At 71.0% G+C, this 13764-nt stretch carries 12 protein-coding genes; 8 read left to right on the plus strand and 4 right to left on the minus strand.

Annotated elements, in window-relative coordinates; all coding sequences use genetic code 11:
• Positions 1 to 18 precede the first annotated feature (18 nt).
• The 3 genes from B7438_RS17465 to B7438_RS17475 all read left to right on the plus strand — a co-directional run bounded on the left by B7438_RS17465 (position 19) and on the right by B7438_RS17475 (position 3266).
• Positions 19 to 897 (plus strand): molybdenum cofactor biosynthesis F family protein, encoded by an 879-nt coding sequence (locus B7438_RS17465; RefSeq protein ID WP_085370957.1) that lies wholly within the window; start codon positions 19 to 21, stop codon positions 895 to 897.
• The gene (locus tag B7438_RS17470; RefSeq protein ID WP_085370958.1) at positions 894 to 2561 is read left to right on the plus strand and encodes an amidohydrolase; all 1668 of its coding nucleotides are present in this window, start codon (positions 894 to 896) and stop codon (positions 2559 to 2561) included. Before B7438_RS17465 ends, B7438_RS17470 begins: the two co-directional genes overlap by 4 nt.
• A gap of 111 nt (positions 2562 to 2672) precedes the next feature.
• Complete coding sequence (locus tag B7438_RS17475; RefSeq protein WP_085370959.1) at positions 2673 to 3266, plus strand: TetR/AcrR family transcriptional regulator; 594 nt, start codon at positions 2673 to 2675, stop codon at positions 3264 to 3266.
• Here B7438_RS17475 and B7438_RS17480 read toward each other — a convergent pair.
• Entirely contained in the window at positions 3253 to 4239 is a 987-nt protein-coding gene (locus tag B7438_RS17480) for an MBL fold metallo-hydrolase (RefSeq protein WP_256922107.1), read from the minus strand. The two genes, B7438_RS17475 and B7438_RS17480, sit on opposite strands and share 14 nt — an antisense overlap.
• Before the next feature lie 94 nt (positions 4240 to 4333).
• Entirely contained in the window at positions 4334 to 5323 is a 990-nt protein-coding gene (locus B7438_RS17485) for a methyltransferase dimerization domain-containing protein (RefSeq protein WP_256922108.1), read from the minus strand.
• Positions 5324 to 5478: 155 nt separating this feature from the next.
• On the opposite strand from B7438_RS17485, the gene B7438_RS17490 reads away from it, so the two are divergent.
• Positions 5479 to 6303, plus strand: a complete 825-nt coding sequence (locus B7438_RS17490) for an alpha/beta fold hydrolase (RefSeq protein ID WP_085370961.1) — start codon at positions 5479 to 5481, stop codon at positions 6301 to 6303.
• A 74-nt stretch (positions 6304 to 6377) separates the two neighbouring features.
• On the opposite strand, the gene B7438_RS17495 is transcribed toward B7438_RS17490, so the two are convergent.
• Positions 6378 to 7358: an aldo/keto reductase gene (locus tag B7438_RS17495; RefSeq protein WP_218775185.1), complete on the minus strand. Its 981-nt coding sequence runs from the start codon at positions 7356 to 7358 to the stop codon at positions 6378 to 6380.
• 101 nt (positions 7359 to 7459) lie between these two features.
• Here B7438_RS17495 and B7438_RS17500 point away from each other — a divergent pair, with 101 nt between their 5' ends.
• Positions 7460 to 8200 carry an SDR family NAD(P)-dependent oxidoreductase gene (locus tag B7438_RS17500; RefSeq protein ID WP_085370963.1) on the plus strand — a complete coding sequence of 247 codons (741 nt, stop codon included), beginning with the start codon at positions 7460 to 7462 and terminating at the stop codon, positions 8198 to 8200.
• 633 nt (positions 8201 to 8833) lie between these two features.
• Here the strand turns inward: B7438_RS17500 and B7438_RS17505 are convergent.
• Positions 8834 to 10264 carry an amidohydrolase gene (locus B7438_RS17505; protein WP_085370964.1) on the minus strand — a complete coding sequence of 477 codons (1431 nt, stop codon included), beginning with the start codon at positions 10262 to 10264 and terminating at the stop codon, positions 8834 to 8836.
• Positions 10265 to 10376: 112 nt separating this feature from the next.
• Between B7438_RS17505 and B7438_RS17510 the strand changes: the two genes are divergently transcribed.
• From B7438_RS17510 to B7438_RS17520, 3 genes are all read left to right on the plus strand, one after another.
• Entirely contained in the window at positions 10377 to 11513 is a 1137-nt protein-coding gene (locus B7438_RS17510; protein WP_085370965.1) for a zinc-binding dehydrogenase, read from the plus strand.
• A 50-nt stretch (positions 11514 to 11563) separates the two neighbouring features.
• Positions 11564 to 12583, plus strand: a complete 1020-nt coding sequence (locus tag B7438_RS17515) for an aldo/keto reductase (RefSeq protein ID WP_085370966.1) — start codon at positions 11564 to 11566, stop codon at positions 12581 to 12583.
• A 62-nt stretch (positions 12584 to 12645) separates the two neighbouring features.
• Positions 12646 to 13671, plus strand: coding sequence for an alpha/beta hydrolase (locus B7438_RS17520; RefSeq protein ID WP_085370967.1), 1026 nt, complete (start codon positions 12646 to 12648; stop codon positions 13669 to 13671).
• The last annotated feature ends 93 nt before the right edge of the window (positions 13672 to 13764 follow it).

Below are 13764 nucleotides of genomic sequence, written 5' to 3' on the forward strand. Positions count from 1 at the left end.
ACCGAACGGAGACATCACATGAGCGCTTCCACCCTGTCTGACACCTCCACCTGGCTCCCGCTGGACGGGCTGGCCCCCGGCTTCGACGCGAACAAGGCGGAGCCGACCGCCGACCTCGCCGGGCGCACCGTCGCGCTCGTCGACGAGCGCGGCACCAGGATCGTGCACCGCTTCGGCGCGGACAGCGTCGAGTGGGCGTACCAGCCGGGAGACGGGGATCCGATCGCCGCGTCCTCCGGCACGGACCCGTACGAGGCGTTCGGGGTCGACACCGGGCTGTACTTCGCGCAGTTCCACCACCAGCACAAGCCCGACGAGGCCGTGTCGCTCGTCATCGACCTGACGAACGGCCGGGCGCTGTCGATCATCCAGGCCATCGGAGACCAGTTCCCCGGGAACACCGCGGTGCGTCAGCTGTTCGTGCCGTCGCTCATCGAGAGTGTCGAGACCGCCGGAGCGGAACCGGCGCCGACCACCGCGCTGATCGGCCGCCGCGTGATGTGGGTGTACAGCAGCGAGCACGCGTACGAGCACGTCTACCTGAGCCCGCAGTGGTACTCGTGGCAGTGCCTGGCCGGACCGGAGAAGGGTCTCGCCGACACCGACGAGAACTCGGTCTGGGAGATCCGCCCCGGCATCTACGTGTTCACCTGGCGCGAGAAGGTCATCCCGTGCGCGTCGGTGACCATCGCCGACCACCGCAACGTGCGCGCCATCCGGTCGCACGGCGTGCTGTTCGGGCTGGACGAGTCCGGCACCGTGCCGACGCACTTCACGTTCGGGGCGTACGGGCGGCTGTTGAGCAACACCGTGCATCCGGACCCGTACGATCCCGCGGTGGCTGCTCCCGCGGCGACCGCTCCCGCTCAGGATGCCGGAGCGGACACCGCGCGATGAGCACCGTCGGCGAGGGCGCGGCCGACCTCCTGGTCACGAACGCCACCGTGTACACCGTGGACGCCGATCGCTCGCGGGCGGAGGCGTTCGCCGTGCGCGGCGGCCGGATCGTCGCCGTCGGTTCGGCGGCGGAGCTGTCCGGCCTGCGCGGGCCGGAGACGCGGGTGTTCGATGCGGCAGACGCGTTCGTGATGCCCGGCCTCGTCGACGTGCACAACCACCACGCCCACGCCGGACGGGCGGAACTGTTCGAGCTCACCTTCTCGAACGGCGCGAGCTACGACCAGATCCTCGACGCGGTGCGGGCATACGCCGCGACCCGCGGTCCGGACGAGTGGATCGTGGGCAGCAGCTGGGGCACGGGACTCCTCGACCAGCTCGGGCACGCCCGGGCGCGGCGCGGGCTCGACGACGCGGCAGGGGGCCGTCCCGTGCTCCTCACCGACGACAGCCATCACAACAGGTGGGTGAGCTCGCGGGCCCTGGAGCTGGCCGGGATCGACGCATCCACGCCGGATCCGGATCGCGGCGTGATCGTGCGCGACCCGGAGACCGGAGAGCCGAGCGGCGTGCTGCTCGAAGCGGCCGGCCTGCTCGTCGAAGAGGTGGCGCAGCCCGCCGTCGCGCTCAACGCCGCCCAGCAGGAGCAGGCGTCCGCGCGCGCCATCGAGATCGTGCACTCCTACGGCATCACCGCGTTCCAGGATGCGGCGATCTCGCTCGACCAGATGCGGGCGCTCAAGGCGCTCGACGACCGTGGCGCGCTGAGCGCGTGGGTCGTCTCCTCGATGACCGTCAACGACCAGATCTTCGGATACGCCGAGCTGGGAGACGCGCTCATCGCACACCGCGCGGAACTGACGGGCGAGCACCACCGCCCCGACTTCATCAAGATCTTCCTCGACGGAACGCCGCCTGCGCACAGCGGCGCGTTCCTCGAACCGTATCTTCCGTCCGACGCCCACGGCGCCCACTTCCACGGCACCACCACGATGCCCGCCGACGAGCTGCTCGGATGGCTGCGACGCACCGCCGCCCAGGGCATCTCGGCCAAGATCCACTGCTCGGGAGACGCCGCCGTCCGGATGGTCCTGGATGCGGTCGAGACGGTCCGCGCGGAAGGCCACACCGCTCCGCTCTACCAGATCGCCCACGGGCAGTTCATCGCCGAGAGCGACCTGCCGCGCTTCGCGCAGCTGGGGGTGTCGGCGGACATCTCGCCGTTCCTGTGGTTCCCCGGCGTGATCGCCGACGCCCTCAGCACCGTGCGGCCGGCCGAGGAGGTCGCCGGGCTGCAGCCGAACCGGTCCCTGATCGACTCGGGCGCCCTGGTCGCCGGAGGGTCCGACTGGCCGGTGAGCGAGACCCCGAACGCCTGGGAGGGCATCGAGGGGCTGATCACGAGGGCGGATCCGTCCGGGCAGCGCAGCGGCGTGCTCGGGATCGAACAGGCCATCACGCTGCCGGAGGCCATCGAAGTGTTCACCGTGAACGGCGCGACGGCGATGGGCCTCGGGGACGTGACGGGCTCCCTCGAACCCGGAAAGTCCGCCGACTTCGTCGTGCTCGACCGCGACCCGTTCGCGGTGCAGGAGCACGAGCTGCACAGCATCAGGGTGCTGCAGACGTTTTTCGAGGGTGAGCAGGTGTTCTCGCGGGAGTGACGCGTCCTCCGGTGCCGGGCGGAGCGGTTACCCTACACTTGTTGACTACGCGGCTGTCGATGCCGGCCACACCATCGTGGCCGAGTCCCAGCGCGTTTCGAGGGGAGACGTATGCCCAAGGTGATCGACCACGATCAGCGGCGCTCTGACATCATCGACGTCACCTGGGCGCTGATCGTCAAAGGCGGACTGGAAGCTGCGACGATGCGGGAGATCGCCAGCGAGGCCGGCTTCGCCAACGGGGCATTGAAGCACTACTTCCCCGGCAAGGACGAGATCATTCAAGGCACGTACGACCGCGCCCTCGGCATGATGAGCGAGGGCGTGGCCAGCGCTGTCGGCGACGCGACCGGCCTCGAAGCCCTCCGCGCGATCGTCTACGCCTCCGCCCCGCTCACCGAAGAGGCCATCGTCGCCGGCCGCGTCCTGCTCAGCTTCTGGGAGCGGGCGATGTCGAACGACGACCTCCACCAGGCGTACCTCTCCCACCTCACCAGCTGGCGCGGCGGCCTGCGCACGTACATCGAGCAGGGCAGGGCGGCCGGCGACATCGTCACCTCCACCCCCGACGAGCAGCTCGTCGACGAGATCGTCCTGATCAACGTCGGAGCCAACGTGATGAGCCTGATCGCCCCGCACCTCTCCACCCCGGCACTGCTGGAGGCGCAGCTGGACGCGTTCTTCGAACGGATCACCACCGCCTGAGGTGGTCGCGCCCTTCCGGTGATCGCGCGAACGCGGCGTGCATCCCGGTCTGGGTGAGAGCGGACAGCAGGGTGAAGCCGGAGAGGCCGTCCCAGCCGCTCGTCCAGGTGAGCGTGCGCGCCAGCTCCCACACGGTCTGCTCCTCCGCGGCGGCGGTTCCGGATGCGAGCCCTGCGGCGACCTCCTGGGTGCGCCGCAGCTGGTGCCGCGACAGTTCCGCGCAGCGCTCCGCCAGCCCGGTGAACACGTCCTCGTGTCCTGGCGCCACCTCGCGTTCGCCCAGCGCCGCGACGCGTTCCAGCGAATCCAGGTAGTCGGCGATCGGGTTCCCGGTGAAGCCCGGGCCGAGCCCGATCCCCGGGTTGACCGTCGGCAGCACGTGGTCGCCGGTGTAGACCATCCCGAGCCCGGCGTCGTCGAGGCAGAGGTGGCCTGCGGTGTGGCCGGGCGTCCACAGCACCCGGATGTTCCTGCCGGGGATCGCGAGGATGTCGCCGTCCCGCACCCCGGCGATCCGGTCCGCGGCCCCGTCGGGAAGCGTCGTCGCCGCTGCGGGTCTGCCCGCCGCGGCGAGCAGTTCGGGACGCCGCTGCTCCGGCACGCCCCACGCCTCAAGTTGCGCGGCGGGGTCGGGAGCGGGCGCGGGTGGCGCGAGCAGCGCATCCCGTTCCCGCTCGTGCAGCACGATGGGCGCGCCTGACACCGCACTCACCTCGAACGCGAGCCCGAGGTGGTCGGGATGCAGGTGCGTGGCGATGACGGACGCGACAGAGTGCATCCCGTGCCCGATGCTGCGCAGGGCGGCGTCGAGGGCGGCGAGGTTGTCGCTGCCAGCCGTGCCGGGGTCGACGATGTGGATGCGGCCGTCGGCGTCCTCGATGAGGTAGCAGAGGCTGTACGGCAGCCCGCCGGGGTGCATCGGGACGCGCAGGGCGTGCACGCCGGCGTGGAGTTCTCGCAGCTGCCCGGTCACCGCTTCAGGGTATCGGGGTGTGGTGTGCGCGCGGGTGGCGCGGCCGGAACGTGCCCGGCCGCGCCACCCGCGCATCCACTGTCCGCTCGCCTGGTCAGGCGGCGTCGGCGATCAGGATGCGCGGGCTGCCCGGCAGCGCGACCGTGCCGCGCGGGGTCCATCCGGCGGCCGTGAGCCAGTCGCGGACGACGCTCTCCGGGTAGACCACCGTTCCGTCGATGTTGTAGTACTCCCCCGCGTGCAGGGCGTCGATCTTGCGCTGCTCCGCGTCGTCGTCGAGGAAGAAGTCGAGCACGAGCAGCGTCGCGTCCGGCGCGGCGGCGGCACGGGCGTGCTCGAAGATGCCGCGGTTCTGGGCGTTGTCGAAACGGTGGATGACGTGGTTGACGAGGATGAGGTCGTGCTCCCCGCCCGGCTCCGCCGTCGCGGTCTCCGCCCCCTCCACGACCGACCGGTCGGCCAGCCCGGCCGCCTCGACCGCCGCCTGCACGGACGGCACGGACTGCGGGTCGAACACGAACCGCGTGCGCAGCTCGGGGTTCGCCGCCATCGCCTTCGCCGCGAACGCGGGGCTCAGGCCGCCGAGGTCGAGCGCGTTGCGGTACGGCGTGAAGTCGAAGTTCTGCACCAGCATCGCCGCGTGCAGTTCGTTGTACGTCATCACGCCGTCGAGGAACGCACCCCAGCCGGCGTCGTCGAGGTCGAGCGTTCCCGCGTCGTTGGTGTCGACGGTCGAGTCGTAGCCGAGCCACTGGCTGTAGCTGGTGGCGTTGAGGAAGGCGAGGAACGGCGCAAGGTCCAGCTCGGCGCGCTCGCCGGTGAGGTAGGCGGCGGCGTCGGGGGTGAGCGCGTACCGTCCGGCTGCCCTGGTGAGGAGTGCCTGGGCGGCCATGCTGTCGGCCAGGATGCGGATCTGCTGCTCGGAGACGCCGGTCGCCGCCGCGAGCCCGGCCACGTCGAGCGGCCCGTCCGCGAGGGCGGAGAACAGTCCGACACGGCTGGCGGCGAACAGCTGCTTCGCTCCCATGAAACCGATCGCGATGTCGACGATCGCCTCGGGCGTTGCTGCACGGGTTGAGGTCACTTGTCACGCTCTTTCTGTCGTGGCGCCGCCGCAGTCTGCTCCGGAATGAGCCTCTCCGGACGGCGATGTCTGAGTGGAGATGCCACGACTCTACATACGTTGACGTTTATTTTCTACTAGCATAGAAAAACACCTCACCGTCGAAGGAGACCAGGATGCCGACACCGCAGAATGAGCCAGGGACGCCCGCCGCGGGCGCAGGGATCGACGGGCCGCTCGCGGTCCGTACGACCGTCGCCGCCGCCTCCGCCGACCACCTTCCGCCTGTGATCCTCCTCCACGGCTTCGCGTCGAGCGGAGACGACGACTTCACCGCCACCGGCTGGCCGCGCACCTTCGCCGACGCCGGACGCACCACCCACGTCATCGACCTGCCCGGCCACGGCCGCTCCCCCGCCGTCGCGGATGCCGCATCTGGAACCACCACGTCGGTGGTCGGCGCGATCGTCTCCGCGATCGAAGCCCTCGGCGCCGACCAGGTGGATGTGGTGGCGTACTCGCTCGGCGCGCGGCTCGCGTGGGAGCTGCCCGCCGCAACGACCGGCCGCGTGCGACGCATGGTGCTGGGCGGCTTGAGCCCGTTCGAGCCATTCACCGCCGTCGACCTGGATGCGCTGCGCCGCCTCACCGGAGTGGATGTGGACGGGAACCTGGCGGCCACTGGTGCCGACCCGGCACCCACCCCTACCGACCCGCTCACCGGGATGATGGCGGCGATGGTGTCTGCACCGGGCGCGGACACCGCATCCCTGGTCGCACTGATCGCCGGGCTGGGGTCCGAGCCGTTCGCGCCGGAGTCCGGCGCGCCCCACGTGCCCGTCCTGTTCGTGGCGGGGGCGGAGGACCCGATGTCCGGTGGGATCGACCAGCTGGTGGCCGCGGTGCCCGGCGCGGCCGTCGTGCGGGTGCCCGGCGATCACCAGGGTGCGCTCGACAGTGCCGAGTTCCGGGCGGCGGCGGTGGCGTTCCTGAGCGAGTGACGCATCCGCGCGCTCACCCCAGCATCGGTCAAATTCCGTCCGCGTTCACCCTGCGCCAGCCTCATCCCGCCACCTCACGCCTGCATCGCCCACGTCCCATCCGCGTTGACCTCGCGGTCGAGCCACAGGTCCGCCGTGACCGCGCGAATCCCCTCCGCACCGACCCGGTCGAGCAGCGCCAGCGCCCCGAGGTTGTCCTCCAGCTGCTCCGCGCGGCTGACACCGAAGAGCACGTTCGCCGTCGCGGGGTGGGCGAGCACGAACGCGAGTCCAAGCTGCGTCGGGGTGGCGTCGAGGCCGTGCGCGATCTGCTGGACGCGCGGGTATGCGGCGACGATGCGATCCCGGATGCCGCCGACATCCGCGCCGATCTTGCGCGACGGCGACAGCTTGCCCGCGAGGATGCCGCCCTCGAACACGTCGGAGGCCTGCAGCGCGAGCGCACCGGAGGCGAACAGGTCGCCGTAGTGGGAGCCTTCCGCCATCGTGCGGCGCACCAGGCCGTATTTGAGCTGGGCGAACGTGGGCGGGGTGAGGCCCTCGTCGCGAGCGAAGTCGATGGCGAGGCGCACGTCGTCGATCGCCCAGTTGTTCACGCCCCAGCCGTCGAAGCGGCCGTCCGCGATCTCGGCGGCCACGTCGGTGACGATCGCAGGCACATCCACCTCACCGAAGTAGTCGCCGACCACCACCAGGTCGGCCTTGTCGACGCCGATGCGGTCGAGGGAGGTGCGCATCTGGTCGGCGAAGGTGGTGTGCGGGTACTCCCACAACCACAGCTTTCCGCAGAGCAGGTAGTCGTCGCGTGCGATCCCGGATGCGTGGACCGCCTCGCCGAAGATCAGGTCGGTTCTCGCGTTCTCGGCGTGCGGGCCCATGTTGTAGTGCGCCACGTCGAAGAACGCCGCGCCGACCTCGTGCGCTCTGCGGATGAGCGAGACGGCGTCGTCGAACTCCATCCTGTCCCAGGTGTTCCAGGATCCGAGGGCGAAGACCGGCACCTCGGGGCCGCCTGGGCCGAGCGCGCGGGTGGGGACGGTTCCGGTGAATGACACGACTGGCCTCCTGAAGCAGCTTCGCTTTTTTCTACGTTTGTATAATATAACTGCATTCGACGCCATGACGTGGTGGCGCGACGCCTGACAAGGAGAGATCCGTGACCGAAACCCGCACTGTGCTCATCACCGGTGGAGGCGGCGGCATCGGCCGCGGCATCGCAGAAACCTTCATCGACAACGGCGACCGTGTCGTCCTCGCCGACGTGGACGCCGACACGGTCGCCCGCGTGGCGAGCGAGATCGGCGCCTCCGCGATCGCCCTCGACATCACCGACGAGGCGGCGGTCGCCGCGGCCATCGAGGAGATCGCCTCCGACCACGGACCCATCGACGTCCTCGTCAACAACGCGGGCATCCTGTCGGTGCACGGACGCCTCACCGACCTCAGCGTCGCCGACTACGACGCGATCGTGCGCGTCAACATCCTCGGAACCTTCGCGGTCACCCAGGCCGTCGCCCGCCAGATGACCGCCACCGGCACCCGCGGCGCGATCGTCAACATCTCCTCCATCGGCGGCCGCCAGCCGACACCGGGCATGGGAGCATACGAATCCAGCAAGGCGGCCGTCGACTCGATCACCCGCTGGGCCGCCATCGAACTCGCCGCAAACGGCATCCGCGTCAACGCGGTCGCCCCCGGCCCGGTGCTCACGCCGATGCTGCAGCTGGGGATGCCGGAAGGCTCGCCCGAGCGCGCGGCCTGGTCGTCGCGCATCCCCCTGGGAAGACTCGCGGACGTGGAGGACATCGCCCCGGCCGTGCTGTTCCTGGCAGGGCCGGGGGCGGCGCACATCACGGGGACGAGTCTGGCGGTCGACGGCGGGCAGCTGCTGGTGTAGTTCGGTAGTTCGGCGGCGCGGGATGTATGGGTCGGTGGGGTGGGGCGTGTGTGCCCCCACGGGTTCCTCCCCGTGCACGCGTTGCGCGTGCAACAAGCACACGGGATACGCGAGGAGGGGGTGCGTGCACCGCCGCGGGTTCCTTCTTGTGCACGCATTGCTGTGCGACAAGTACGCGGGATGCGCTGGGCGGCCTGAATGTGCCGCTCCGCGTTCCCCTGCGCTCGCCGTGGGCGGGCCGCGTTCCCGTGTGGTCGCGGGGTCGGGCGACTACCCGAGCCAGGGAGCCTTCGCGCATCAGCAACGCAGGAGAACGCAGCCGACACGCCGCGCGTGTATCCGTTCGAGCGGAGATACGCGCGGCCTCCTGGCACGAACTCCGTTCGAGCGGAGAGGGAACGCGCGAGTCGCGCGGGTGGTGACCGGGTCGAGCGCGATAGGCACGTCTCCGTCCGAACGGAACAGCCCGCGGCCGTCGCCGCGAACTCCGTTCGAGCGGAGCTACGCGCGGCGCGGCGGACACGAACACCGCTAAAGCGGAACCGCACACGGCGCGGCGGACACACACGGCTAGAGCGGAAACGCGCACGGCGCGGCGACCGCGCACACCGCACCCGATCCCCCGAGCCCGCCTCACCGCATATACACCGGCTCCCGCTCGTACACGAGCTCCCCGTCCACCACGGTCAGCTCCACCCCCACCGTGGGCAGCTCCGATGCCGCCACGTTCAGCGGGTCGGTTTCGAGCACGCAGAGGTCGGCGACCTTGCGGGGTTCGAGGGTGCCCTTCCAGGGCTCTGCGCCGTCTTGGCGGGCGGGGGCGACGGTGTATCCGCGGAGGAGGGCGCGCATCCGGTCGGCGGTCGCGGTGGGTCCGCTCAGCGGGGCGCCGAGCCAGGCGTCGGCGTCGGCGATGCCCTGACGCCAGTCGGGGGCGAGGATGGGGGCGTCGGAGCTGAGCGAGACGGACACCCCGGCGCGTGCCGCCTCGCCGATGGGCCATGCGGAGGCGGCGACGTCGTCGCCGAGGACCGCCGCCAGCCAGGATGCGGTCTTCACGGCGATGCCCGGCTGCACGTTGAGGCCCATCCCGAGTGTGGCCATGCGGGCGAGCTCGCCCGGGCCGACGAGGTCGCCGTGGATGATGTAGTGGCGCAGTTCCGCCCTGCTGTCGCGGAGGGCGTCCTCGACGGCGGCGATGGCGGTGTCGATGGTGCGGTCGCCTGTCGCGTGGATGCCCACCTGGTAGCCGAGACGGTTGGCTTCGACGATCATCCTGCGCAGGTTCTCCGCCCGCTCCTCCTCGTCGAGGCCGGCGACGAGGAGGCCGCCGGAGGTCCCGTCCGGGTAGCGGTGACGTGTCCAGGCCTGGTGCATGGGCGGGATGCCGTCCGCGAACAGTTTGACCCCGGCGACGCGCAGCCAGGTGGGACGGGTGGTCTCGCGTTCGAGGGACCGGAGGCCGGTCGTCACGTCGCGGAGGGTGCTCGGCCCGTCGAGCACGCCGAACAGGGCGAGCACGTTCACGCGGGCGGTGAGGCGGCGCTCGGCTTCGAGTTCGACGTACGCATCGAAGACGTCCTGGCCGAAGCAGCCGGTCGCGCCGCCGTCCTCGCCGGGGCCGATGCCCGGCTCGGTGTAGCTGGTGATCCCGAGGGAGGCGATCAGCTCTCCCGCACGCAGGATGGCGGCGCGCCGCTCGGCGCGGGTGGTGAGGAGCGGCGCGGAGTGGGAGGTGTCGTGCGGGTCGCCGTCGACGGGCGGCGGCGCGGCGGCCCCCGCATCCATCGCCCCGAACACCGTGTTCGGCCACATCGCCCCCAGCCAGGTGGCGTGCAGGTGGGAGTCGTTGATGCCCGGGATGACCGTGCGGCCGTCGAGGTCGATCACGCGGGTGCGGCGGCCGATGGATGCGGTGACCTCGGCGTCACCGCCGACCCGCAGGATGCGGCCGTGGCGGATGGCGATGGCCGTGCCCGTCGTGTCGTCCTGGTCGAGGGTGTGCACGGTCCCGCCGCGCAGTACGAGATCTGCGCTGGGGTCTGGGGTGTCGCGTCGCTGCACTTCTCCTCCTCGAGAGGCTCGCTATTTTGGTCAACGTATGTAGAATAACCCACATCGACGACCGGATGCGCAGCGGAGCCACCGGAATCCGTCGAACGGAACGGAGACTTCGATGGCGAACCCAGGCACCAGCACCGACACAGGCACCCCCACCTCCACCCGCGCCGCCGTCCTCACGGCGCACGGCGAGACGCTCACCCTGCAGCACATCCCCCTCCCCGAGACCCTCGAGCCCGGCGCGGCGCTCGTGCGCATCCACTGTGCGACTCTCTGCGGCACCGACATCGAGATCTGGTTGGGGAAGATGAGCTTCCCCGGGATGCTGCCGATGGTTCTCGGGCACGAGATGGTGGGCGAGGTCGTCGCGCTCGGCCCCGACACCCGGGATGCGCTCGGTCGCGCGCTGAGCGTCGGCGACAGGATCGGCTGGTCGGAGTCCACCTGCGGCGAGTGCTTCGGCTGCACGGTGCTGCGCGAGCCCGTCGCCTGCTCGAAGCGCGGCTACGGCTTCCTGCAGCGCTCCGACGTTCCTCCGTACGCGACGGCCGGGCTCGCGGACTACGCGTATGTCACGCCGGGCGCGGCCAAGCTGCTGATCCCGGACGAGGTCACGGACACCTGGGCGGCGATGGCCGGATGCGCGGCGAAGACCGTGATGCGCGCGTTCCACCGGGCGGGCGGGGTGCGTCCCGGTTCGCGCGTGGTGGTGCAGGGGTCTGGCGCTCTCGGCATCTTCGCCACCGCCGTCGCGAAGCTGTCCGGAGCGGGGACGGTCATCACCGTCGGCGCGCCCGCCGAGCGGCTGGCCGTCGCCCGGAGGTTCGGCGCCGATCACGTGGTCGACATCGCGGACGGCTCCGACGCCACCGTGCAGCGGGTGCTCGACCTCACCGACGGGCAGGGCGCCGACCTGATCGTCGACGTCGCCGGAGCACCGAGCGTCGGGCCGGAGGCGCTCGCGATGGCGGCGCAGCGCGGCACGTTCGTCGTGGTCGGCAGCACTGGACCGGCGGGAGACCCCGTCGCGCTCAGCACGATCATGGGCAAGGAGCTGACGGTGGTCGGCTCACTCAACGGCGACATCTCCGACTACTACCGCGCGATCGAGTTCTTCCGCAGCTTCGCCGACCGCCTGCCCTGGGACGACCTGTTCAGCGCACCGGTCGGCCTGGCCGAGGCGTCGGAGAAGGTGGCCGCGATGGCCGGGCTCGGCGAGATCAAGGCCGTCATCGACCCGCGCATCGGCTGACCGATGGATGCGCGCAGCAGCACCCCGAGCACGACGACGAAGGAGACGCCATGACCACGACACCGACACGGGCACCCGCCGCAGCCCCCGGCACCACGCCCACCATCACATCCACCGCCCTCCCGCGCCGCCCGATCGGCACCTCCGGCATCGAGGCGTCCGTTCTCTCGCTCGGCTCGTGGCACACCTACGACAGGATGGATTTCGCCGACGCCGTCGACATGGTGGCATTCGCCGTCGAGCACGGCATCACCCTGTTCGACGTGGGCGTGTACGGGTTCCGCGGGATGCAGCCGCCCGTGTTCACGGACGTGCTGTTCTCCGCGATCGTCCGCGCGGCGCGCATCCCGCGCGAGGACTACCTGCTGTCGGAGAAGCTGTGGCTGGAGGGGTTCGGCGACGACGGCTTCCGGCCGCAGCTGGAGCACGCGCTGTTCCGGGTGGGCAGCGAGTACGCCGATCTGGTGATCCTCGGCGACCTCCGCCGGGACGACATCGACCTGCGCGACCTCGTCGTCGACCTGGCTGCGCTGGCGGACGCCGGGCTGATCAGGGCGTGGGGTGTCAACAACTGGTCTGCGGCGAACATCCGGAGGCTGAGCGACATCGCAGCGGCGGAGGGGGTCGCCGGCCCGCAGATCGCGCAGCTCAAGTACAGCGTCGCCCGCCGGTCGATCCCGGATGGGGAACCGTTCGCGCGCCTATTCGCCGACGGCCTGACGATGCAGGCGTCGGACGTGATGGAGGGCGGCATCCTCGCCGGGAACGTCACGCCGGGCCGCGAGGTGGGCCGCGATCCGGGATCCATCAGGGAGCGCATCGTCGCCGACGTCCCGGCGTTCGCCGCCGTCGCGGACGACCTCGGCACGACTCCGGCGCAGCTCGCCGTCGCCTTCACGCTCACCCACCCGGCCACCACGACGACGCTGTTCGGCGCGAGCCGCCTCGAACAGGTGCAGCAGAACCTGGATGCCGTCGCCCTGGTCGAGCGCGTCGGCGCGGCGGAGCTGCGCGCCAGGGTGGAGCCGTTCTGGGCGGACAAGGGCGTCGTCGACCCCGCAGGCCCCTGACCGGGGCCCGGCACCGCGTCGAAAGACCACACCACCCCACCACCACACCAGCAGGAGCAGCCATGACCATCACAGAAGACGACCGCACCGCAACCTCCGCCGCATCCTCCCCCATCCCCCGCGTCCCGTTCGACCCCGAGATCGCCCCGGTGCTCGACGCGCTGGCGCAGAACCCGCAGCCTGCGCTCAGCAGGGAGACCCTGCACCTGAGCAGGCAGGGAGCGTCCGACCTGTTCCCGAGCGCCGCCGAGGTCATCGGCGACCTTCCGATCGACGCCGTCGACCTCGTCATCCCCGGGCCGGCCGGTGCGCCGGACCTGGAGATCACCGTCCTCACCCCACGCGGCCACGACGCGACCGCCGCAGCGCTGCCGGCCTTGTACAACATCCACGGCGGCGGCATGATCGTCGGCCACCGCAGCTGGGAGACCGCGCGGCTGGTCGAGCTGGTCGCCGAGCTGGGCGTGATCGCCGTGAACGTGGAGTACCGGCTCGCGCCGGAGGATCCGTTCCCCGCCGGCGTGGAGGACTGCTATGCCGGGATCGCCTGGCTGGCGGAGCACGCCGCCGAACTGGGCGTCGATCCGGACAGGATCGTGGTGATGGGCGGCAGCGCGGGAGGAGGGTTCTCGGCAGCCGTGTCGCTGATGGCGCGCGACCGGCGCGGACCGGAAATCGCCGGCCAGCTGCTGCTCTGCCCGATGATCGACAACACCAACACCACCGTGTCGAGCCACCAGTACTCCGGGGTCGGCACCTGGACGCGCGAAGCCAACCTGCTCGCCTGGGACTGCGTCCTCGGCGCCGAGCTGGCATTTAGCCCGGATGCGCCGGAATACGCGGCCCCCACCCGCGCCACCGACCTCTCCGGTCTCCCTCCCGCGTTCGTGGAGGTGGGCGCCGCCGAGCCGTTCCGGGATGAGGACGTGGAATACGCGTCCCGGATCTGGGCAGTTGGCGGCGAGGCGGAGCTGCACGTCTGGTCGGGCGGCTTCCACGGGTTCGACATCTACGCACCGGGCAGCGAACTGACCAGGGCTGCGCTCGCCGCGCGGTTCTCCTGGCTGCGCCGCATCCTCGGCCTCTGATCTCCCCCCGGCACCCCGGCAGGCCCACCCCGACGAAAGGCACAGCAATGACGCTCGCATCGCCCCATCCCCCCGTGCCGTACGACCCCGCCC

It is taken from the genome of Leifsonia sp. NCR5, from assembly GCF_002105485.1.
Lineage (GTDB): Bacteria > Actinomycetota > Actinomycetes > Actinomycetales > Microbacteriaceae > Leifsonia.

Excerpts from the sequence above, each read along its gene's own strand:
- B7438_RS17475 (WP_085370959.1), top strand. The coding sequence starts at position 2,673 with ATGCCCAAGGTGATCGACCACGATCAGCGGCGCTCTGACATCATCGAC.
- B7438_RS17510 (WP_085370965.1), top strand. The coding sequence starts at position 10,377 with ATGGCGAACCCAGGCACCAGCACCGACACAGGCACCCCCACCTCCACC.
- B7438_RS17520 (WP_085370967.1), top strand. The coding sequence starts at position 12,646 with ATGACCATCACAGAAGACGACCGCACCGCAACCTCCGCCGCATCCTCC.
- B7438_RS17465 (WP_085370957.1), top strand. The coding sequence starts at position 19 with ATGAGCGCTTCCACCCTGTCTGACACCTCCACCTGGCTCCCGCTGGAC.
- B7438_RS17490 (WP_085370961.1), top strand. The coding sequence starts at position 5,479 with ATGCCGACACCGCAGAATGAGCCAGGGACGCCCGCCGCGGGCGCAGGG.
- B7438_RS17470 (WP_085370958.1), top strand. The coding sequence starts at position 894 with ATGAGCACCGTCGGCGAGGGCGCGGCCGACCTCCTGGTCACGAACGCC.
- B7438_RS17515 (WP_085370966.1), top strand. The coding sequence starts at position 11,564 with ATGACCACGACACCGACACGGGCACCCGCCGCAGCCCCCGGCACCACG.